Raw genomic sequence first — 22,079 nt, forward strand, 5'->3', positions numbered from 1 at the left:
ACGACCTTGTTATTGTTATGCCAATAATCATTATACCAGGCGACACGCATCCGCTTCCCAGCGATATCCCACCCCGTAGACCGCGCGTATAAATGACTGTTCGGCATCCAGCGATTCCAGTTTACGGCGCAGGTTTTTAATATGGCTGTCGATGGTACGGTCGGTCACCACACGGTAGTCGTCGTAGAGGTGGTTTAACAACTGCTCGCGGGAAAAAACTTTACCCGGTTCAAGCGATAAGGTTTTTAGCAGACGGAATTCAGCGGGGGTTAAATCCAGCGCTTTACCACACCAGGAGGCCTGAAAGCGGCTTTCATCAATCATTAACGGGCTTTCGGCATCCTGCTGCTGGAGTTCGCGCTGCGGTTTACAGCGGCGCAAAATGGTTTTCACGCGGGCCACGACTTCGCGCGGGCTGTAAGGCTTACAGATATAATCATCGGCGCCGATTTCCAGCCCAAGCAGCCGGTCGATCTCTTCGATTTTGGCCGTGACCATCACAATGGGGATGTCGGAAAAACGGCGAATCTCCCGGCATAGCGTCAGACCATCGGTACCCGGCAGCATCAGATCCAGCAGGATCAGATCCGGCGGCGTTTGACGCACATACGGCAGTACCTTGTCGCCATGATTGATGAGCGTGGGGGCGTAACTCGCCGCGCGTAAGTAGTCAATAAGCAGCTGTCCCAGCTTGGGTTCATCTTCAACAATCAAAATGCGCGGCGTGTTTTCATCAATGGGTAATTCAGTCATACTTCTCTCTGTAAATCGCGATCCAGCGGTAACTCTACTGTAATGCTAACCCCGCCAAAAGGCGAATGAGCGGCGTGAAGATGACCGTTATGCGCGTGTACAATATTGACGCATATTGCCAGCCCCAGTCCAGAACCGCCGCTGGCGCGGTTACGGGACACTTCCGTGCGGTAAAAACGGTCAAAAAGCTTTTGTAACTGTTCATCGCTGACGCCCGGTGCAGAATCGGCAAAGGTCAGGAATAATGATTTGTCGCGTTGTTCGGCGGAAATATGCAGGCCGCCGCCGCTGTCGGTGTAGCGCAGACTGTTTTCCAGTAGATTATTAAACAGTTGCATCAGGCGATCCGGGTCGCCGAAGACGGTCATACTATCCGGCAACGCGTAATGTAGCGTTAGCCCCCGGCTGGTAAAGCGCTCTCTGAACGCGCCGCCAGCGACTTCCAACAGGGGAACAAGATCGACGGTCGTTTTTTGGTAAGCCAGCGCGCCCTCGTCAGACAACGACAGCTGATGCAGGTCGTCAACCAGTTTGGTAAGCGTACCGACTTCCGCCTGTAGCGAGGTAACCGATTCTGGCGTGAACTGGCGAACGCCATCCTGAATGGCTTCAAGTTCGCCGCGCAATACCGCCAGCGGCGTGCGCAGTTCGTGGGAAATATCCGCCATAAAGTCGCGGCGCATCTGCTGGTTTTTTTCCAGCGTGCTGGCAAGCTGGTTAAAGTCCTGCGCCAGTTTTCCCAGCTCATCAGCGCTGGTTGGAGTCACGCGCGTGGTAAAATCCCCCGCCGCCAGTCTGTGCGTACCCTCGACCAACCGTTTGACCGGGGCGAGCAGGCCACGCGCCAGCAAAAATGTCGCCAGCGCGGCCAGCAACGTTGATAACGCCACGATCATCCAACTGGCGCGCCGCTGCTGCATATCAAAATTAATATCCGTATTGCGCGTCAGCCGCTCGACAGGAGAGGCGATAATCGCGCCGACTTCGACGTCATTGACCAGAATGGGACGGCGAGTACCGTCATGCGGCACCGGACCGCGTGGGCCGACCAGCACCCGGCCATTTTGATCGACGACCCAGAATTGGGTGCGCCAACCGTGCGGCGGCATACCGGGGCCGGGTTTATCGCGGTCGTTGTCATGCTCAAATGAACGCAAAATCTGGAAAACGAAGCGATCGTTGTTGCGTAAAAAACGCCAGTTGCCGTGTTGCTGGTACTGGTCGCCCAGCGCATCGCCCAGCATTTGTAGCCGCTGCTCGTTGCCGTGTTTGATATAGTCAATAAATCCGCGTTCAAAACTGACGCGCACGGCCCAATGCATACTGATCAGCAGCACGATGCAGGTGGCGAAGATCGCCAGAAACAGCTTGCCGGTGATTCCGGGCCGCCAGACTTTCATTACAGGCTCCTTTTACGCCGTGAAATGACCATGTTTTGCTGTGTATCGTTCGGCACGCGGGCAAAAATTATCGCTGGTAGCGCGATAATAACCGCCATACATAACCAGGTGTACATAAAGACGTGATGTGTGGCGCTACTGTCTATCCCGATATGCTGTTGGCCAAACATACCCAGCAGCATTCCGGCAATAGTGACGCCGATACTCATCGAGAGCTGCATAATCATCGATAATAAGCTATTGCCGCTGCTGGCCAGCGTATCGGGAAGGTCTTTTAGCGTTAAGGTGTTCATGGAAGAAAAGCGCGCCGAGTTCACCATTCCCTGCAAAAGCAGTACCAGCGGCAGGAGATAATACCAGCCGAGCAGCGCGACCGACATAAACAACAGGCTAACCAATGCCAGTCCGAGCGTAGTCGCCACCAGAACCCGACGATAGCCAAAACGGTTAACTATCTGCACTACAATCCGCTTCATTCCCATGCTGCCCAGCACCATGGGGATCATCATCAAACCGGCATGAAACGGTGAAAAACCAAGACCAATTTGCAAAAAGACCGGCGTCATAAACGGCAGCATACCGCTGCCGATACGCCCGGCAAAACTGCCCAGCAACCCCAGTGAAAACGTGGGCGTGCGGAACAATCGCAGGCTGAATAACGCGCCTGAGTTTTTTTTGGCATGGAAGAGATAGAGCAGAATGGCTGCCGTGCCACCCGCAGCAAGTCCGGCTAATGTCCAGGGCGAAATCCCCATGCTTTTACTACCGTCCAGCGCCAGCGTGAGTACCGCCATGCCGATAGCTAACAGCAGGAACCCCGGCAGATCAAAGCGCCGGGTCTCTATGGTGTAGTTTGGCATCAGCATAAAGGTCGCCATAGCGCCGACAATTCCCACCGGGATATTGATCAGAAAGATCCAGTGCCATGAAGCATATTCCACCAGCACCCCGCCCAGCGCGGGGCCGAGTAACGGCCCGATCTGTCCCGGTAGGGTGACGAAGGTCATCGCCGCCATATATTGCGCGCGCGGCACGATTTTCATGACCGTCAGGCGTCCGACCGGCACCATCATCGCGCCGCCTACGCCTTGTAAAACTCGCGCTAATACCAGTTGATTAAGCGTACCGGAGAGGGCGCAAAACAGCGAACCCAGCGTGAACAGCACAATGGCGGCAAAGAAAATATTACGCACGCCGATTTTGTCTGCCAGCCAGCCGCTGGCGGGGAGCATCACGGCGACGGTAAGAACATATGACACCACTACCATGTGCATATGCAGCGGGCTTTCCCCCAGGCTTTTCGCCATGGAGGGCAGCGCAGTGTTGACGATGGTGGTATCCAGCGACTGCATAAAAAAGCCGAATGCCACAATCCAGAGTTGCCAGCGGGTGTTGTCAGGAAGTTCTGTCATATCTCTACTACCGGTTTGCTATTTTTACGCGAAAAACGTAGCCGCAGACGATCGAAAAAGAGGTACACCACCGGCGTGGTATAGAGCGTCAGGAGCTGGCTCATGACCAAACCGCCGACAATGGTTATCCCCAGCGGCTGCCGTAATTCCGAACCGTCTCCGCCAGATAACACCAATGGCAGTGCGCCGAACAGCGCCGCCAGCGTGGTCATCATTATTGGACGGAAGCGTAACAAGCAGGCCTGGAAAATGGCTTGTTCCGGCGTCAGGCCGCCGCTTCGTTGCGCTTCAAGCGCAAAATCGACCATCATAATGGCGTTTTTCTTCACAATGCCAATTAATAGCATGATCCCTATCAGGGCGATTAGGCTGAAAGGGGCATTGAAGAGTTCCAGCGCCAGAAGCGCCCCAACGCCCGCCGATGGCAGAGTAGAGAGAATGGTCAGTGGATGGACGTAGCTTTCGTACAGTATCCCCAGCACAATGTAGACGGTAGCGATCGCCGCCACTATCAAAATAAGCTGTGAATTCATGGTCTGCTGGAAGACTTGCGCCGTTCCGGAAAAACTGCCGCGTACCGTCGAGGGGACGCCAAGCTGCGTCATGGTGCGATTAATGGCCTCTGTCGCCTGCGATAACGATGTGCCGGTCGGCAGGTTAAAGGCAATCGTGGACGCCGCGGAAAGTCCCTGATGGTTCACCGACAGCGGCGCATTGGCGGGCCGCCATTGGGCGAAATAAGAGAGGGGAATCGCTTTTCCGTCACGGTTGATAACGAACATTTTCTCCAGCGCGCTGATATCCTGGCTATAGCGCGGATCGACTTCCATCACCACTTTATACTGGTTCATCGGCTGATAAATGGTGGAAATTTGCCGCTGGCCGAAAGCATTATTTAACAGACTGTTTGCGGCCTGAACATCAATACCCAGCCGTGACATGGTGTCGCGGTCGTAGATAAGGTTCATCTCCGCGCCGTTATCCTGCTGGTCGGAGTTTACGTCCGCCAGTTGCGGCAGGGCCGAGAGCGCTTTGCGTATTTTCGGCTCCCATTCGCGCAGCGCCGCCAGAGAGTCAGACAGCAACGTATATTGGTAACTGGCGTTAGCCTGCCGCCCGCCGACGCGAATATCCTGTACCGCCATCAGAAACAGCCTGGCGCCAGGTTCTTTTGCCAGTTTGACCCGCAGTCGATCAATGATTTGCTGCGCCGTCTCTTTGCGTTCGCCGCGCGGCTTCAGCGTAATAAACATCATGCCGCTATTCACCCTCGATCCGCCGGTAAAACCAGTGACATTATTCACCGCCGGATCGTCGCGAATAATTTTCATAAAATCCTGCAGCTTGCCGCGCATGGCCTGGAAAGAGATGCTTTGGTCAGCCTGAATACCGCCCATCAACACGCCGGTGTCCTGCTCCGGAAAGAATGTTTTAGGGATGGCGATATAAAGCCAGATGTTCAGCGCAACGGTGCCAAGAAAAACCACACCGACAAGACGCGTATGGTTAAGCACCCATTTTAATGACGTGCCGTAACCCTGTTGCAAGGCGACCAGCAGACGGCCAACGCCCCGTTTACGCGGTTGGGTGCGCGGTTTGCTTGATTTAAGCATCCAGCCGCACATCATCGGCGTCAGCGTGAGCGAGACCACCAGCGAAATGCCAATCGCCACCGAGAGGGTAACGGCGAATTCCCGTAATAATCGTCCTGGCAGGCCGCCCATTAACAGCAGCGGCAGAAATACCGCCACCAGCGACAGACTCATGGAGATGACCGTAAACCCGACTTCCCGCGTACCCTGTAATGCCGCCTGCAAAGGTTTCATTCCCGCCTCCAGATGGCGGGCGATATTTTCCAGCACCACAATGGCATCATCAACGACAAATCCGGTCGCGATAGTCAGCGCCATCAGCGACAGATTGTTGAGGCTGAAGCCGCACAGATACATGGCGGCGAAGGTGCCGATGAGCGAAACGGGAACGGCGACGGCGGGGATTAGCGTGGCGCGCCCGGAACGCAGGAATAAAAACACCACCAGGATCACCAGCGCAACAGAGATAGCCAGTGTCTCTTCTACCTCTTGCAGCGATGCGCGAATCGTCGGCGAACGATCCTGGGCGATTTGTAAATCGATAGCGGCGGGGATCATTGCCCGCAGTTCCGGCAGTTTTGCCCGGATGCCGTCGACCGTCTGAATAATATTGGCCTCCGGCAGCTTGCGGATCATCAACAAAATAGCGGGTTTAGCGTTCGTCATCCCGGCGTTACGGACATCCTGCACCGAGTCGGTGACGCTGGCGACGTCACCCAGGCGTACCGCCGCGCCGTTGTTATAGTGAATAATCAGCGGCTGATATTCGGCGGCGGTTTTCAGTTCGTCGTTGGTCTGGATTTGCCAGCGGTGGACGCTATCTTCAATTGCGCCTTGCGGTCGGCGTACGTTGGCGCTGTCGATCGCTTCGCGGACCTCATCCAGCGAGACGCCCTGGTTAAAGAGCGCCTGCGGGTTTAAGCCTACACGTACTGCGGGCAGGGAGCTGCCGCCGACGTCAACATCGCCGACGCCGTCAATTTGCGCGATGGTTTGCGCCAGTTGGGTAGAGGCGAAATCATACAGTTTGCCCTGTGACCAGCTCTCCGAGGTGAGCGTTAAAATCATAATCGGCGCGTCGGACGGGTTGGCCTTGCGATAAGTTGGGCGGCTGGGCATTCCGCCTGGCAACAAGCTTTGCGCGGCGTTGATGGCGGCCTGCACATCGCGCGCCGCGCCGTTAATATCGCGATCGAAATTAAATTCGAGAATAATGCGCGTACTACCGAGCGAGCTGCTGGAAGTCATTTCATTGACGCCTGCAATGCGTCCCAAAGAACGTTCCAACGGCGTCGCCACCGACGAAGCCATGGTTTCCGGCGAGGCGCCCGGCAGCGAGGCGCTAACCATAATCACCGGGAAATCGACCTGCGGCAGCGGGGCGACCGGCAGCAGACGAAAGCCCAGAATGCCGCACAGCGTAATGGCGGCGGCAATCAAAATGGTGGCGACCGGGCGGTAGATGAAAAGGGCGAAAAAGCGCATCTACGCCTCCTCTTTATGGCGCGGAAAGCGACTTTTCACGTACAGCGACAGGCGGTCAAACAGGAGATAAATCACCGGTGTGGTAAACAGAGTTAATACCTGGCTGACCAGTAGGCCACCCACCATCGCGATCCCCAACGGGCGACGTAATTCCGCGCCAACGCCGGTACTCAACATTAATGGCAATGCCCCGAGCAACGCCGCCAGCGTGGTCATCAGAATCGGTCGAAAACGCAGCAGACAGGCCTGGAAGATAGCGTCGCGCGGACTCATCCCCTGTTCGCGTTCAGCGGCGAGGGCGAAGTCAATCATCATGATGGCGTTTTTCTTCACGATGCCGATCAGCAAAATAATGCCGATAATGGCGATAATATCGAGCTCGCTACCAGCGATGATCAGCGCCAGCAGCGCGCCGACGCCCGCCGTCGGCAGCGTTGAGAGAATCGTGATCGGATGGATAAAACTCTCATACAGCACGCCGAGCACGATATACATCGCCACCACGGCGGCGACAATAAGCCAGACGGTGCTGCCTAGCGCCGCCTGGAAGGCGAGCGTACTACCCTGAAACTGCGTTGTAATATCTGCTGGCAGGGCGAGCGTTTTTTCCGTATCGAGAATCGCCTGCACCGCATCGCCGAGCGAATAGCCCTCCGGCACGTTAAACGAAAATGTCGTAACCGGGAACTGATCTAAATGATTGATGGAGAGCGGAGCGAAGCGCTGCTCAATGCGGGCAATCGCGCTGAGCGGTACGGTGCCGCCGTCGCGGCTCGTCAGGCGAATCGTCTCCAGCGCCGCCAGGCCCGGCATGCTGGCGGTATTATGTTCCAGCACGACGCGGTACTGGTTCGCCTGGGTATAAATCGTTGAAATCAGGCGTTGTCCGAACGCGTTGTAGAGCGCGTTATCCACATCCGCCATGCTGATACCCAGACGGCTGGCGCTGTCGCGGTCGACATTCACCCAGGCCGCTAATCCTCGATCTTGCCAGTCGCTGCTTACCTCGGAAAGCTGTGGTAACGACTGTAGCGCGTTCTGCAGTTTTGGCACCCAGTGGCTGAGCGCATCGAGCGTCGTGGCCTGCAGGGTAAACTGATACTGCGTGCGGCTGACCTGCGTGTCGATGGTTAAATCCTGCGTCGGCTGGAGATACAGCGCCACGCCGGGAATCGTCGCCACGGCGGTTTGCAGCCGGGAGATCACCTGCTGCACGCGGTCATCACGCGCATCCAGCGGCTTGAGGTTAATTTGCAGGCGCGCGCTATTGAGCGTGGGGTTAGCGCCGTCTACGCCAACAAAAGTCGTCAGGCTTTGCACCGCCGGGTCCTGTAATATCCGCTCCGCCACCTGGCGTTGACGTTGCGCCATACTGGCATACGATGACGATTGCGGCGCCTGCAGCGTCCCCTGGATAATGCCGTTATCCTGTACCGGAAAGAACCCTTTCGGAATGACTATCCACAGCATAACGCTGAGCAGGAGCGTGGCGAACGCCACGCTCAATGTAAGCCACGGATGGTTGAGCACTTTCGCTAATCCGCGTCCGTAGCTGGCGATCACGCGGTCAAACATCCGCTCGCAGGCGCGGGAAAAGCGGTTTTGTTTACGCAGAGACTGCCGGCTGAGCATACGCGCGCACATCATGGGCGTAAGCGTCAAAGAGACGACGGCGGAGATTAAAATCGCTACCGCCAACGTCACCGCAAATTCGCGGAACAGTCGACCAACAATATCGCCCATAAAGAGCAACGGGATCAGTACCGCAATCAGGGAAAAGGTGAGGGAAATAATGGTAAAGCCGATTTCGCCCGCGCCTTTGAGCGCCGCCGCCAGCGGTTTTTCTCCTTTTTCGATGTAGCGCGAGATGTTCTCGATCACCACAATCGCATCGTCCACCACGAAACCCGTGGCGATAGTGAGCGCCATCAGCGTCAGGTTATTAATGGAAAAATCCAAAAACACCATCACCGCAAAGGTGCCGATAAGCGACAGCGGTACGGCGACGCCGGGAATAATTGTGGCGGGAATATTACGTAAAAACAGATAGATAATCATGACGACCAGCGCGATCGCCAGCATCAGTTCAAACTGGGTATCGCGCACGGAAGCGCGAATATTGGTGGTGCGATCGGACAGGACCGTGACCTTCACCGATTTCGGCAGGCTTTCGGTAAGCTGGGGCAGCATCTGGCGAATGCTGTCCGCTGTCGCAATGATATTGGCGCCAGGCTGGCGTTGAACATTCATCACGATAGCCGGCGCTTGATTCGCCCATGCGCCGAGCCAGCTATTTTCCGCCCCCTGTTCGACGGTGGCGACATCGCCCAGCCGTACCGGCGCGCCGTTTTGATACGCGATGATAAGCCTGCGGTATTCGTCGGCAGACTGCATCTGATCGTTAGCAGAAAGCGTCACCGCCCGTTCGGGGCCATCTAGACTGCCTTTCGCCGAGTTGACGTTGGCGCCGGTAATTGCGGTACGGACCGTTTCGCTGGTCAGACCGAGCGCGGCGACAGCCTGAGCATTCAGTTTTACGCGTACTGCAGGGCGCTGCCCGCCGGCAAGCGTCACCAGTCCGACGCCGGAGACCTGCGAGATCTTCTGCGCCACGCGGGTTTCTACCATGTCCTCTACCTGAGTCATTGGCATCGCGTTTGAGGTGACGGCAAGCGTCATAATCGGCGGGTCCGCCGGATTGACTTTGCTATAAATCGGCGGATTCGGCAGGTCGGAAGGCAATAAATTGGTGGCTGCGTTAATCGCCGCCTGTACTTCCTGCTCGGCAACGTCCAGCGGCAGCGTCAACTGAAACTGTAGCGTTACCACCGACGCGCCGCCGGAGCTTTGCGACGACATCTGCTTCAGTCCTGACATCTGGCCGAACTGGCGCTCAAGCGGCGCGGTGACGGCGGAGGTCATGACATCCGGGCTGGCGCCAGGGTAGAGCGTAACAACCTGAATAGTGGGGTAGTCGACCTCCGGCAAAGCGGCGACGGGCAGGAAGCGATAGCCGATAATCCCGGCGAGTAAAATCGCCGCCATCAGCAGAGTGGTGGCCACGGGGCGCAGAATAAACAGACGCGAGGGGCCGCCTGTGCTGCCCGGAGGTAATACCTGCATCAGGCGCGCGCTCCTTTTTGACCTTCATGGCGGGAAGGGGATTTTTCATCCGCCACGGTGGTTTGCGGCTCAACGACCTCGACTTTTGCGCCTTCCGTCAGCCGATCAATACCATCGGTAACGACGCGATCGCCTGCCGACAAGCCAGCGCTGATCACCACGTTTCGGTTATCCTGAATACCGATTTTTACCCGCTTCTTGCTGACGTTATTTTCGTCGTTCAGCACCCACACAAAGTGGCCCTCATTGCCCATTTGCACCGCCGCGGCAGGCACCACAACGGCATTTTGTTCGGTATCGACCAGCATCCGGGCGTTCACAAATTGATTGGGGAATAGCGTATCGTCCTGATTGGTAAAGCGCGCTTTAATTTTGATCGTTCCCGTCGTGGGATCAATCTGGTTGTCCAGACTGAGCAACACGCCTTCGCTTAATTTGTGCGAGTTAGTCCGATCCCAGGCTTCTACGGCCAGCGTTTTCCCCGCTTTTTGCGCCTGAACCACGGTCGCGATATCGCTTTCCGGCAGAGTAAAAATGAGATCAATCGGGTGCGTTTGCGTAATGACGACAATACCGGCGGTATCGCTGCTGGAAATCTGGTTGCCGACATCCACCTGTTTCAGACCCACGCGTCCCGAGACCGGGGCCGTGATACGACTCCAGTCGAGCTGTAACTGCGCGCTGGCGACATTGGCTTCATCCGCTTTAATGGTTCCCTGGGTTTCGTTGACCAGCGCCTGTTGCGCATCCAGTTCCTGACGGGAAACCAGATTGGTTTTTGCCAGTTGCTGATAGCGCGCCAGATCACGACGCGCATTCGCCAGCGTAGCGTTATCTTTTGCCAACTGTCCCTGAGCCTGCGCCAGGGCGACCTTAAACTGGCTGGGATCGATTTGCGCCAGCAGATCGCCTGCGTTGACCTGCTGACCTTCCTGAAAGTGCAGGGCGATGAGTTGACCATCCACGCGGCTACGCACCGTAACGGTATTCGCGGCGGTCACGGTACCCAGCCCGCTCAGATAGCGCGGTACGGCCTGCGTGGTCGCGGTCGCGGCTTGTACCGGCGCCAGAGGGCCGTCGCGCATACCGCGGCGACCTGCGGCGGCGGTATGCGGCGCTTGCGCGGCGACGCCCGGCGCGGCGGTCGGGCTTTCGCTACGGCTATGCCAGAACCAGAATGCGGCGGCGGCCACTACAACCCCAATCGCGATTGCCCAGCGGAAAGTATTACTGCCTTTCATCGGTATAAGTTTCTCATCCTGAAACGTTTTGCGGAATGTTGCTCCCTCTATTGTAGTCAGCAGGGAAGGGAGAAAAATGGAGGAATTATGGAACACGGTCGGGATTATTCTGAATGGCGACCCGCTTTGCGAGGCGCTACGCAACTCTCATCGGTGAAAATCGTTAACGCGCCGGAGTGCGGTAAAGTGGCGGCACGGCAATGAAGGTAAGCCACCGATTTCAGCAGGACGCTGAAACGGGAAAGCCCCTCCCGAGGAAGGGGCCAAAATAAGGAAAGGGTTATGATGAAGTTAGTCATCATACTGGTGATACTCTTAGTGATTAGCTTCCAGGCTTACTAAGACACCAGGGGGAGGAGGAATCCTCCCTTACCCTCACTCCTGACGTTAAGCCACATCAAAAATAATGTCAATCCATCAGCGCTGGGCTTGCGAGGCGCTTAGCGGAAAACGACCTCCGCCCAGCGCGCCAGTCCTGCGGTGACGGAGCCGAAATCATCGCCGCCAGCGACGGGTATGCCCGGTAACTGTTCGGAAAGCGCTTTTTTAATCAATGGCGAACGGGCGCTGCCGCCGGTCAGATAGATGACATCCGGTTTTTCCTGCGCGCTGTCCAGCGCCAGTTGCACCTGTTCCAGAATGCGCGTCAGCGGTTGATCCAGCGCCGCTTCCAGTCCTTGCTGGCTGATAGCGACCGCCAGGTCGTCGCTGATAAATGGCAGCCTCGCCGTAACATCCGCCTGGCCGGAAAGGGCGATTTTGCTCTCTTCCGCGCAGCGTACCAGGCGGTAGCTAAGCCGCTGACGCCAGACCTTGAGCAGCAACGCGACCTTGTCTGCTTCACGCGCGTTGCGAACCAAATCGTTCAACAGACGACCATTCGCGCTACTGTAAAAATCGCTTTGCGCCGGGACGTCGTTAATCGCCACGGCGTTCCACCACGGCAGCACCGGCAGGGCGATGCCTTTTTCGGTTTCGCCGCCCATGCCCAGCAAAGGCATCAGATTTTTAAAGGCCAGCGCGATATCCAGATCGTTTCCACCCACGCGGCAACCGCTGTGCCCCAACAGGCTGTTTTCACGATCGGCGCGCTGACGCCACTGCGGCCCCATCAGCAGCATGGAGCAGTCGGTGGTGCCGCCGCCAATATCCACGACCAGCACACGCTTCTCTTCCCGCAGCGTAGCTTCGTAGTCCAGGCCCGCCGCAACCGGTTCATACTGGAATACCACCTCCTGAAAACCGGCGCGTTTTGCCGCCCGCTCCAGAATACCCTGCGCCTGGCGGTTCGCGTCATCGCCGCCGAGTCCCTGAAAGTTGATCGGGCGACCGATCACCGCCTGGGTAATGGCCTCCGGCAATTGGCTGTGCGCCGTATGACGAATATGTACCATCATGGCGCAGACCAAATCTTCAAACAGCGCGACCTGCTGCGGTTTCAGGCCGCTGGCGCCTAAAAAGGATTTTGGCGATTTGACAAACCAGACCTCCTGGGGATCGTCAATATAGTGCGCCAGCGACGCCAGACCAAACTGTACGCTTTGCGCGCCAACCTCAATATCTTCCTCGCGGTTGTAGCGTATCGCGCGGCGTAGCAGCGCCTGGGTTTCTTCGTCCGTTGCCGGCACATCATGATGGCGATACAGCCACTCGCTCACCGCTTCGCGCGTCGGCGCGCACAGCATAGACGGCAGTAATGCGCTGTTATTCTCCATTGTCAGCAACTGTGGATGCCCGTCGCGCATAATGGCGACCGAGCAGTTTGCCGTACCGTAATCAAATCCGATAAACACCTTAAAATCCCCATGCCAGTGAAGAAGGGGCGTGACTTTAGCGAAATGTCGTCGCGGCGACAACTGGAATATGAAAGCAAGGCGTTACGTGCGATTAGCGTTTATGCTGAAAGGTCAAATAAAGGAGAAAAGTATGTTTACCCTGAGCTGGCAGCCGCCTTACGACTGGTCGTGGATGTTGGGCTTTCTTGCCGCGCGTGCGGTGGACGGCGTGGAAACAGTAGGCGAGGGCTTTTATGCGCGCAGCCTGGTGGTGGGCGAGCATCGCGGACTGGTCAGCGTGAGGCCCCATCTGCCCACCCACACTGTGCAGGTTAGCGTGAGCGCCGGATTACTTCCCGTCGCGCCGGCGTGTCTGGCGAAGGTTTCGCGTCTGTTTGATCTTGACTGCCAGCCCGCGCAGGTTGCCGCCGTGCTGGGGCCACTGGGCGAGGACAGACCGGGGCTGCGTTTACCGGGATCGGTTGATACGTTTGAACAAGGCGTGCGGGCGATACTGGGGCAACTGGTGAGTGTCGCGATGGCGGCCAGATTGACGGCGAAAGTGGCGCGCCGCTATGGCGAGGCGTTGCCGGATGCGCCCGATTATGTCTGTTTTCCCGGTCCGGAAACGCTGGCGTTGGCCGATCCGCTGGCGCTTAAAGCTCTGGGGATGCCTCTGCGGCGCGCCGAAGCGCTGATTCATCTGGCGCAGGTGACGCTGGCGGGAAAACTGGCGCTCGCCGCGCCGCCGGATATTGAGCAGAGCGTTAAAAATTTACAAACGTTTCCGGGAATTGGCCGCTGGACGGCGAACTATTTCGCCCTGCGCGGTTGGCAGGCAAAAGATATCTTTTTACCCGATGATTACTTAATTAAGCAGCGCTTCGCCGGGATGACGCCCGCGCAGATCCGTCGCTACGCGGAGCGCTGGAAACCGTGGCGTTCCTACGCGCTACTGCATATCTGGTATACCCACGGCTGGCAACCGTCAATGGATAGCGAAATAGCTGGTATTCAGTAACAAATCCAGCGGTTGCGCTTCGGCGATAGTGTCGCCATAAATTAGATCCACGCCAATACGGGAGAGCGTATCCAGCACCTGTGGGTTTTGTACCGGCCCGGCGAGCGTTTTGATGTCCAGATGCTGGGCGTGTCCCTGGATGATCGAGGTCAGCATTTCATCCATTAAACTTTCATGAACGTTGGCGATAAGGTCGCTATCCAGCAGTAAATAATCGACGATATGCAGGGGCAGTAAATTAAACAGCTGTAAATCGCGCCCGACATGGCTGAGAATCACCTGGCAGCCGCGTTGCCGCAGTTTTCGCAGAGTCGCAGCGGCGGTCTGCGCCTGCTTAACGATAACGTCAGCCGGGATAATCAGGTGTAATAACCGTGGCGGCAGTGGACTATGCTCCAGTTGTTCCAGCAGCTCATCAATAAGGGTCGCGCTGTATAATCCCGCGGCGGACAGCGGCAGCGCAACGCTTAATCCCTTGCTGGCGACGGCGGTCGCCGCATGGTGGAAAAACTCATGGAATACCCGTCGGTCAAGCGCGTGATGCAGCGCGGAGTCGGCTAACCCTGCCTGGAACGCGCGCTCTTCCATCACTTCCCCTTCGCTGGTCCACAGCCTGAGTGAGACCAGCCAAAAGCTGGTGGCCTCCGGCGTACGCGGCGGCGCGACGTTTCTGGCAAGCATCAGCAGGTGGTTATTTTTAATCATATGCCACTGTTCTTCCAGCGGCATCATTCCCTTTGAGGAGGTTAATGCGTGCTGCGGTTCGTACACGGTCAGACGGCCTCGACCGCTATTTTTCGCGGCGTAGCAGGCAATATCGGCCTGAGACACGACCTCTGTGAGCTGGCAGTTATGTTCATTTATCATTGTGATCCCGGCGCTGGCGCCGATCCGATGCAGGCGTCCTTCCCACATAAAGTGATACTCATTAACGGCGTTGATAAGCCGCGTCACGATAAAGCGTGCGCTGTCACTATTACAATCCGGCAGCAACAGGCCAAACTCATCGCCACCCAGACGGGCCAGAAGATCGCCGGATCGAAGCATACCGAGCATCAGTGACGCGAGTTCGCGCAATAAGGCATCGCCGGCGGCATGTCCCGCGCTGTCGTTAACCGCTTTAAAACGGTCCAGATCGATAAACACCAGCGCATGATGTTGAGGCGATTCCTGTATTGTTTGCAGGCGCTGTTGCAGCTGTTTTTCAAAACTGGCGCGGTTGGCAAGTTGGGTGAGGGCGTCATGCGTTGCGCTGTAGCTGAGCTGACGTAACATTTTTCGTGATTCGGTAACGTCCTGGATAACCAGAACCGAACCAATCTTATCGCCGTCAAGCGTACTGAGCGGCGTGATACTGTAATGAATATCGTAGCTGCCGCCGTTATGACGATGGAGCACTATCTCCTGTTCCATGTCCGATCGCGACCTGTCGGCGCGATAAATATCCTCCAGCAGCGGCCCCTTATTACCTGACGTAATGCGCAGAACCGTTAATAATGGCGCGCCTAAAGCATCCTCTTGCCGCCAGCCGCTCATCTTCTCGGCGATCGGGTTCATAAAGGTGATATTCATCGCGACATCAATACACACCACCGCTTCTCCGATAGAGTCAAGCGTGATGTGCAACCGTTCTTTTTCCTGAAACAGCGCCTCGTTCGCCTGTGTAATACGCTCCATCAACCGCTGGTTTTCCTGCTCGCTTTGCTTGAGATCGTTAATGTCTTCAATCTGAGCAATAAAATAGAGAGGTTTATTGTCTTTATGACGAACCAGTGAGACGGCCAGCAGCGCCCAGACGACATCGCCGTTGCGGGTGTAGTAGCGTTTTTCCATGGAATAGCTGTTGATGTCGCCGCGCACCAGCATGTTTAGCTGTTCAAGGTCGTTATTCAGGTCTTCCGGCCAGGTCAATTGCTGAAATGTCATCGTGCGTAATTCATCCTGGCTATAGCCAAGAAAATGGCTCAGAGATTTATTGACCTGTAGCCACTGACCCTCCGTACCGACCAGCGCCATACCAATGGCGGAATACTCCATCGCGTTGCGAAAGCGGGATTCGCTCTCGGTGATATGTTTACGCTCCGTGCGAAACGCGTACATCACCATCGTCATCATATTGGCAGGCAGCAGGATCATTAAAAAAGGCAGCCACGGCATATTGACCATCACGTCGGTTTTCGGCGTGGCGAGCAGCGTGGGGTCATTGGCCAGCATGAGCGAGACCACGATAACGGTAGCTAAAAAAATTAAAAACGCCTCCATTCGCGGCAGGCGCACCGCACTCCACATCAACAGGACGATAACGCACGTAAACGGCCACGGAATATAGCGCATAGCGAGCCAGCTTAGCGCCAGCGTAATGACCAGCGTCAATAGCGTTTCCAGCAACAGATGCGGGTCGCGATGACGCAATAGATAGTGTGGTTTAAACAGTAAACCTAACGGCACCAGCGTCAGCGCGCCGATGGCTTCCGATAATACCCAAATCAGAAACGCTTTCGAGGCGACCGCTTCCGGCGCTATCAGCCAAAATAACAGGCCGCCGAGTAGCGGCGGAATCACGGCGCTGCCGATAGCCAGACGAAACCAGTCATTCAAATTTTGTAAGGGATTGTAGCTGGGGAGCAGTTTTCGCAGCAGTATCGCGCCAGTGGCCGCCTCGATAATATTTATTGCCGTCCAGCTAAAGTTAAGCGAGGCGGCAGGAAATAAAGTCAGTGAGGCTCCGATGCTGCCGAGCGAGCAGGCGACCGCGATCCCTGGCCACAGACGGCCCGCATGGCGGTAAAACGCGACCATCATAATGGAGGTGGGGAACCACAGCGGCGCGAGTTGGGTGCCGACACGCGATAATACGAGCGAAAAGAGCGTAAAGACAAACGCGACCAGGCCTAAACTGACCAGACGCAATAGCGGGTGGGGGACGGTAACGAAAACATGTTGGGATGGTTTACTCATTACCACTCTATCCGAATCGCCGGTAACGTCGCGGAATACCGGACGCGTCAGTTTACTCTGTGATTATGCTAGTATAAACGCGTAATGATTTATACGCTGGCTGAATATAAATTCTGGCTCCCGGCGTATTCCTCCTCCAGACGGGTCGATAAAACCGCTGCCCGCGTTAAAACTGAACGCTTTTACGTCGCGACGTCGAATGCGCCGCCAACAAATTCACCGTGGCATAGCGCCGGACTGGTATCGCGCTGCTGAAATCCCTATAATTGCCGCGTTTGGCGTTTCGGCGCCCCCCTTCCTTACATCCAGGTTAATCAGGTCGCTAAATTTATGACTGATCAGTCTCATCAGTGCGTCATTATCGGTATCGCTGGCGCATCGGCTTCCGGCAAGAGTCTTATTGCCAGTACCCTTTACCGCGAATTGCGTGAACAAGTGGGTGACGAACATATTGGCGTTATTCCCGAAGACAGTTATTACAAAGATCAAAGCCATCTGTCGATGGAAGAACGCGTAAAAACTAACTATGACCATCCGAATGCGATGGATCACAGCCTGCTATTTCAGCATCTTCAGGCGCTCAAGCGCGGTTCGGCGATTGAATTACCGGTATACAGTTATGTTGAGCATACCCGTATGCAGGAAACGGTTCGCGTAGAACCGAAGAAAGTGATTATTCTTGAAGGTATTCTGTTACTGACCGACGCGCGTTTGCGTGAAGAGATGAACTTCTCTATTTTTGTCGATACGCCGCTGGATATCTGTTTGATGCGCCGTATCAAACGCGATGTGAACGAGCGTGGTCGCTCAATGGATTCGGTGATGGCGCAATATCAGAAAACGGTGCGTCCGATGTTCCTGCAATTTATTGAGCCTTCCAAACAATATGCGGATATTATCGTGCCGCGCGGCGGTAAAAACCGCATCGCTATTGATATTCTGAAAGCGAAAATCAGCCAGTTCTTTGAATAAATCTGGCGAATTGTGTACCGTTCAGTGATAACCTGGTTAGCCCTTGATGTGCTTGATTTAAGGGCTTGATGCGCGAAAGGAGAAAGTGCCATGCGTTTATGCGACCGAGATATTGAAGCCTGGCTGGATGAAGGCCGTTTGTCTATCACCCCGCGACCTCCCGTAGAGCGCATTAATGGCGCGACGGTCGATGTACGTCTTGGCAATAAATTTCGAACCTTCCGTGGCCATACGGCGGCGTTTATCGATCTGAGCGGGCCGAAAGATGAGGTCAGCGCGGCGCTGGATCGCGTGATGAGCGATGAAATCGTTTTGCCGGACGGCGAGGCATTTTATCTGCATCCGGGCGAGTTGGCGCTGGCTGTCACCTTTGAATCCGTTACCCTGCCGCCGGATTTAGTGGGCTGGCTGGATGGTCGTTCCTCGCTGGCGCGTCTGGGATTGATGGTGCATGTGACGGCGCACCGTATCGATCCCGGCTGGTCGGGCTGCATTGTGCTTGAGTTTTACAATTCCGGGAAGCTGCCGCTGGCGTTGCGTCCGGGTATGCTCATCGGCGCGCTGAGCTTTGAGCCGCTGTCCGGCCCGGCGGCGCGGCCTTATAACCGCCGTCAGGATGCCAAATATCGCGATCAGCAGGGCGCTGTTGCCAGCCGGATTGATAAAGACTGAGCCATTCGGCGCAATACTGCCGGTCCATTGAGGGTAGCATGAGACGATTTCTGACGACGCTGATGATTCTCCTGGTCGTGCTGGTGGCCGGATTCTCTGCGTTGGTATTGTTGGTCAATCCGAATGATTTCCGCGCCTATATGGTGCAGCAGGTTGCCGCGCGTAGTGAATATCAGTTGCAACTGGACGGGCCGCTGCGTTGGCACGTATGGCCGCAACTCAGCATCCTTTCCGGGCGAATGACGCTAACGGCGCGAGGCGCCAGCGAACCGCTGGTGCGGGCTGACAATATGCGCCTGGATGTCGCTTTATGGCCGCTGTTGAGTCATCAGCTTCATGTTAAGCAGGTGATGCTGAAAGGCGGGGTGATTCAATTGACGCCGCAAACGGAAGCGGTACGCAGTGATGATGCGCCGGTCGCGCCGAAAGATAATACCTTGCCGGACGTAGCGGAAGATCGCGGCTGGTCGTTTGATATTCGTAGCCTGCGCGTTGCCGATAGTGTGCTGGTTTTCCAGCATGAAAATGATGATCAGGTCACGGTGCGCGATATTCGTCTGAATATGGAACAAGATGCCGAGCATCGCGGCACGTTTGATTTTTCGGGACGCGTGAACCGCGATCAGCGGGATCTTGCTTTATCGTTCAGCGGAACGGTGGATGCTTCCGATTATCCGCATAATTTAACCGCGGGTATTGAGCAACTGCGCTGGCAATTGCAGGGCGCGGATCTACCGGCGCAGGGGATTGAGGGGCAGGGACAACTGCAGGCGCAGTGGCAGGAAGCGCAAAAACGTCTTTCATTTAACCACTTAAATTTAACGGCGAATGACAGTTCTCTGACCGGGCATGTTCAGGTAACGCTGGCGGAGCAGCCGGAATGGCAAATTGACCTCCGGTCCAGCAAGCTTAATCTGGACAACCTGTTGCCGCATCATAGCGCCGTGGCACAGACGGGCGGCGCGGTGTCGCAGGGGCAAAATACGCTCCCCCTGACCAGGCCAGTTATCGCGTCGCGTGTTGGTGCGCCGCCTTATCAGGGGCTGCAAAGCTTTACGGCGGAGATTGCTTTACAGGCGGATTCAGTTCGCTGGCGGGGAATGGACTTTACCCAGGTTTCGACGAAGATGTCTAATCAGGCCGGATTGCTGGATATCACCGAGTTGCAGGGGAAACTGGCCGACGGAGAGATGTCGCTGCCCGGCACGCTGGACGCCCGCACCGCCAGTCCGCGCATCGAATTCCACCCTCGCCTCAACCATGTTGAGATTGGGACTATCCTGAAAGCCTTCAATTATCCGATTAGCCTGACCGGTAAGATGTCGCTGGTTGGCGATTTCTCCGGGGCGGATATTGACGCAGAGGCATTTCGCCATAGCTGGAAAGGAAAAGCGCATGTTGACATGAGCAATACGCGCCTTGAAGGAATGAATTTCCAGCAACTGGTGCAGCAGGCCGTAGAGCGAAGCGGCGGCGACGCGCAGCAGTCGCAGGAAAATATGGACAACGCGACCCGACTGGATCGCTTCACGACCGATCTGACGCTAAATAAGGGCACGCTGACGCTCGACGACATGGTCGGGCAATCTTCTATGCTGGCGTTAACCGGCAGCGGAACGCTGGACCTGGTTAAGCAGAGCTGTGATACGCAATTTAATCTGCGTGTGCTGGGCGGCTGGAACGGCGATAGCAACCTGATCACCTTCCTGAAAGAGACGCCGGTGCCGCTGCGCGTCTATGGCAAGTGGCAGGAGCTGAACTATACCCTGCAAGTGGATCAGTTATTGCGTAAGCATTTACAGGATGAGGCAAAGCGTCGGCTCAATGACTGGGCGGATCGCAATAAAGATACCCGCAACGGTAAAGATGTGAAGAAACTGCTGAATAAGCTGTAGCTTTTGGCCAAAGGGCAGAGCCGGATGGCGAGGCTAACGCGCCTCCGGCCTGCCTGGTAAGCAGGCCGGGGCAGGCGAACAGATGTTACATCTCTTGGTCTGGCTCGCCGTTATGCAGCGGAATTAACTGCACTTTCTGCACTCGATGGCTTTCTACCTGCAATGTTTTCAGCAAATAATCGCCCACCTGAACCTCTTCACCGGTTTGCGGTATGCGCTGCAAATATTCCATCAATAATCCGGCAATCGTATGGTATTCCCGTTTTTCATCCAGCGGTAGCGGCACGTACTGCACCAAATCCTCCAGCGGCATATGGCCGTTTGCTGTCCAGGAACCGTCCGGGTTCTTCTGAATATCGTGGCGGGCGTCAATTTCCTCGACTTCATTCGGCAGATTACCGGCGATAGTCTCCATGACATCGCTTAATGTCACAATGCCTTCAACCGAGCCAAACTCATCTACGACAAAGGCAAAATGGGTTCTGGCGTTACGGAACTGCTCCAGCGCAGGCAGCAGCGGCAATGTTTCCGGGAAAACCAGCGGTTGGCGAATCAGCGCCCGCAGGTTGAGCGGTTCGCCGCGCAGCGATTGTTGCAACAGATCGATGACGTGGACGACGCCGAGTAAATCTTCCTGTTCATTTTCACTCGTCACGACCAGACGCGTATGCTGGTTCTTTTCCAGCAGAGCGCGGATTTCCGCTTCCGGCGCGTTGAGATCGATATGCTCGATATCGTGACGCGACGTCATGATACTACTTACGGTGCGCTGGTTGAGATTCAGCACCCGCTCAATCATCCTGCGCTCCTGCGGATTAAAAATCTGGCTGTCGTCATGGTCTGCCAGCATCGCGGCGGTTTCCGCATCCAGTTCGGCATCCTCTTTTTTACCGCTAATCAGCCGCATCACGGCCTCCGTTGTGCGCTGGCGCAGCGTATGGTTAGCGGAAAGAAAACGGCGGCGGTTAAAAATAGCCAGTTGGTTGAGCGCCTCGATCATCACCGAGAAGCCGATAGCCGCGTACAGATACCCTTTCGGAATGTGGAAACCAAACCCTTCCGCCACCAGGCTAAAGCCGATCATTAGCAGGAAGCTAAGACACAAAATGACAATGGTGGGATGGTTGTTCACAAATCGGGTCAGTGACTTGCTGGCGAGCAGCATCAGGCTAATGGCGATTATCACTGCCGCCATCATGACCGCCAGGTGATCGACCATCCCCACGGCGGTAATCACGGAGTCGAGAGAAAAGATAGCGTCCAGCACCACGATTTGCGCGACCACCGCCCAGAATTTCGCCCCCTTACGCTGGGTAGGGTTGGCGCTATCTTTCCCTTCCAGCCGTTCGTTGAGCTCCATGGTGGCTTTAAAGAGCAGGAAGAAGCCGCCGAACAGCATAATCAGATCGCGGGCGCTGAAGCTTAACGCCTGTACGCTAAAGAGCGGCTTAGTCAAGGTGACCAGCCACGAGATTGACGCCAGCAGCAGCAGGCGCATGATCATCGCCAGTATCAGGCCGGTAATGCGCGCGCGGTCGCGCTGCCCCGGCGGTAGTTTTTCAGCGAGGATGGCAATAAAGACCAGGTTATCAATGCCGAGAACAAGTTCGATAACGATTAACGTTACCAATCCGGCCCAGATTGACGGATCGGCAATCCATTCCATAGTAAGAGCAATACCTTCTGTAATATGACAATTGTCACAATTCGATCATGGATAATACGGCGGAAAAATGCAATGCCGCAGAGCAATTTATCTTTGTTACTCGGCTATAAAATA

14 protein-coding genes are annotated in these 22,079 nt (G+C 55.9%); 5 read left to right on the forward strand and 9 right to left on the reverse strand.

From position 1 onward, the window contains the following. Positions 1–30 precede the first annotated feature (30 nt). The 6 genes from baeR to mdtA are packed head-to-tail and all read right to left on the reverse strand — an operon-like array spanning position 31 to position 11,006. Positions 31–753, reverse strand: coding sequence for a two-component system response regulator BaeR (gene baeR / locus HV477_RS10690; protein ID WP_000137854.1), 723 nt, complete (start codon positions 751–753; stop codon positions 31–33). After that, the gene (baeS, locus tag HV477_RS10695) at positions 750–2,153 is read right to left on the reverse strand and encodes a two-component system sensor histidine kinase BaeS (RefSeq protein ID WP_000870070.1); all 1,404 of its coding nucleotides are present in this window, start codon (positions 2,151–2,153) and stop codon (positions 750–752) included. Before baeS ends, baeR begins: the two co-directional genes overlap by 4 nt. Beyond that, entirely contained in the window at positions 2,153–3,565 is a 1,413-nt protein-coding gene (locus tag HV477_RS10700; protein WP_001523543.1) for an MFS transporter, read from the reverse strand. Before HV477_RS10700 ends, baeS begins: the two co-directional genes overlap by 1 nt. Then, positions 3,562–6,642 (reverse strand): multidrug efflux RND transporter permease subunit MdtC, encoded by a 3,081-nt coding sequence (mdtC, locus tag HV477_RS10705; RefSeq protein ID WP_001210077.1) that lies wholly within the window; start codon positions 6,640–6,642, stop codon positions 3,562–3,564. Before mdtC ends, HV477_RS10700 begins: the two co-directional genes overlap by 4 nt. Then, positions 6,643–9,765, reverse strand: a complete 3,123-nt coding sequence (mdtB, locus tag HV477_RS10710) for a multidrug efflux RND transporter permease subunit MdtB (RefSeq protein ID WP_079899064.1) — start codon at positions 9,763–9,765, stop codon at positions 6,643–6,645. It abuts the gene before it with no gap. Continuing rightward, the gene (gene mdtA / locus HV477_RS10715; RefSeq protein WP_023221057.1) at positions 9,765–11,006 is read right to left on the reverse strand and encodes a multidrug efflux RND transporter subunit MdtA; all 1,242 of its coding nucleotides are present in this window, start codon (positions 11,004–11,006) and stop codon (positions 9,765–9,767) included. Before mdtA ends, mdtB begins: the two co-directional genes overlap by 1 nt. 282 nt (positions 11,007–11,288) lie before the next feature. Between mdtA and ibsA the strand changes: the two genes are divergently transcribed. Then, the gene (ibsA, locus tag HV477_RS10720) at positions 11,289–11,348 is read left to right on the forward strand and encodes a type I toxin-antitoxin system Ibs family toxin (protein WP_074430376.1); all 60 of its coding nucleotides are present in this window, start codon (positions 11,289–11,291) and stop codon (positions 11,346–11,348) included. 98 nt (positions 11,349–11,446) lie between these two features. Here ibsA and yegD read toward each other — a convergent pair whose 3' ends face one another. Continuing rightward, a complete protein-coding gene (yegD, locus tag HV477_RS10725) occupies positions 11,447–12,799 on the reverse strand; it encodes a molecular chaperone (RefSeq protein WP_000469629.1) in 1,353 nt (450 codons plus the stop codon). A 133-nt stretch (positions 12,800–12,932) separates the two neighbouring features. Between yegD and alkA the strand changes: the two genes are divergently transcribed. After that, positions 12,933–13,802 carry a DNA-3-methyladenine glycosylase 2 gene (alkA, locus tag HV477_RS10730; RefSeq protein ID WP_079899065.1) on the forward strand — a complete coding sequence of 290 codons (870 nt, stop codon included), beginning with the start codon at positions 12,933–12,935 and terminating at the stop codon, positions 13,800–13,802. Here alkA and HV477_RS10735 read toward each other — a convergent pair. Further along, on the reverse strand, positions 13,770–16,760 hold the full coding sequence (locus tag HV477_RS10735) for an MASE1 domain-containing protein (protein WP_175064955.1): 2,991 nt from the start codon (positions 16,758–16,760) through the stop codon (positions 13,770–13,772). The genes alkA and HV477_RS10735 overlap by 33 nt on opposite strands. 330 nt (positions 16,761–17,090) lie before the next feature. Between HV477_RS10735 and udk the strand changes: the two genes are divergently transcribed. The 3 genes from udk to asmA all read left to right on the forward strand — a co-directional run bounded on the left by udk (position 17,091) and on the right by asmA (position 20,299). Beyond that, positions 17,091–17,732: a uridine kinase gene (gene udk / locus HV477_RS10740; RefSeq protein WP_000132082.1), complete on the forward strand. Its 642-nt coding sequence runs from the start codon at positions 17,091–17,093 to the stop codon at positions 17,730–17,732. A gap of 90 nt (positions 17,733–17,822) precedes the next feature. After that, positions 17,823–18,404 carry a dCTP deaminase gene (gene dcd, locus HV477_RS10745; protein WP_001234783.1) on the forward strand — a complete coding sequence of 194 codons (582 nt, stop codon included), beginning with the start codon at positions 17,823–17,825 and terminating at the stop codon, positions 18,402–18,404. Positions 18,405–18,442: 38 nt separating this feature from the next. Then, positions 18,443–20,299 (forward strand): outer membrane assembly protein AsmA, encoded by a 1,857-nt coding sequence (gene asmA, locus HV477_RS10750; RefSeq protein ID WP_023224533.1) that lies wholly within the window; start codon positions 18,443–18,445, stop codon positions 20,297–20,299. Between the two features lie 85 nt (positions 20,300–20,384). Here asmA and HV477_RS10755 read toward each other — a convergent pair whose 3' ends face one another. Further along, on the reverse strand, positions 20,385–21,965 hold the full coding sequence (locus tag HV477_RS10755; RefSeq protein WP_079899067.1) for a TerC family protein: 1,581 nt from the start codon (positions 21,963–21,965) through the stop codon (positions 20,385–20,387). Positions 21,966–22,079 lie beyond the last annotated feature (114 nt).

It is taken from the genome of Salmonella sp. SG203, from assembly GCF_013350575.1.
GTDB classification, from domain to species: Bacteria; Pseudomonadota; Gammaproteobacteria; order Enterobacterales; family Enterobacteriaceae; genus Salmonella; species Salmonella enterica.

Coding starts and splice junctions, on each gene's coding strand:
- dcd (WP_001234783.1), top strand. CDS start 17,823: ATGCGTTTATGCGACCGAGATATTGAAGCCTGGCTGGATGAAGGCCGT.
- mdtC (WP_001210077.1), bottom strand. CDS start 6,642: ATGCGCTTTTTCGCCCTTTTCATCTACCGCCCGGTCGCCACCATTTTG.
- baeS (WP_000870070.1), bottom strand. CDS start 2,153: ATGAAAGTCTGGCGGCCCGGAATCACCGGCAAGCTGTTTCTGGCGATC.
- asmA (WP_023224533.1), top strand. CDS start 18,443: ATGAGACGATTTCTGACGACGCTGATGATTCTCCTGGTCGTGCTGGTG.
- mdtA (WP_023221057.1), bottom strand. CDS start 11,006: ATGAAAGGCAGTAATACTTTCCGCTGGGCAATCGCGATTGGGGTTGTA.
- HV477_RS10735 (WP_175064955.1), bottom strand. CDS start 16,760: ATGAGTAAACCATCCCAACATGTTTTCGTTACCGTCCCCCACCCGCTA.
- HV477_RS10700 (WP_001523543.1), bottom strand. CDS start 3,565: ATGACAGAACTTCCTGACAACACCCGCTGGCAACTCTGGATTGTGGCA.
- alkA (WP_079899065.1), top strand. CDS start 12,933: ATGTTTACCCTGAGCTGGCAGCCGCCTTACGACTGGTCGTGGATGTTG.
- baeR (WP_000137854.1), bottom strand. CDS start 753: ATGACTGAATTACCCATTGATGAAAACACGCCGCGCATTTTGATTGTT.
- HV477_RS10755 (WP_079899067.1), bottom strand. CDS start 21,965: ATGGAATGGATTGCCGATCCGTCAATCTGGGCCGGATTGGTAACGTTA.
- udk (WP_000132082.1), top strand. CDS start 17,091: ATGACTGATCAGTCTCATCAGTGCGTCATTATCGGTATCGCTGGCGCA.
- mdtB (WP_079899064.1), bottom strand. CDS start 9,765: ATGCAGGTATTACCTCCGGGCAGCACAGGCGGCCCCTCGCGTCTGTTT.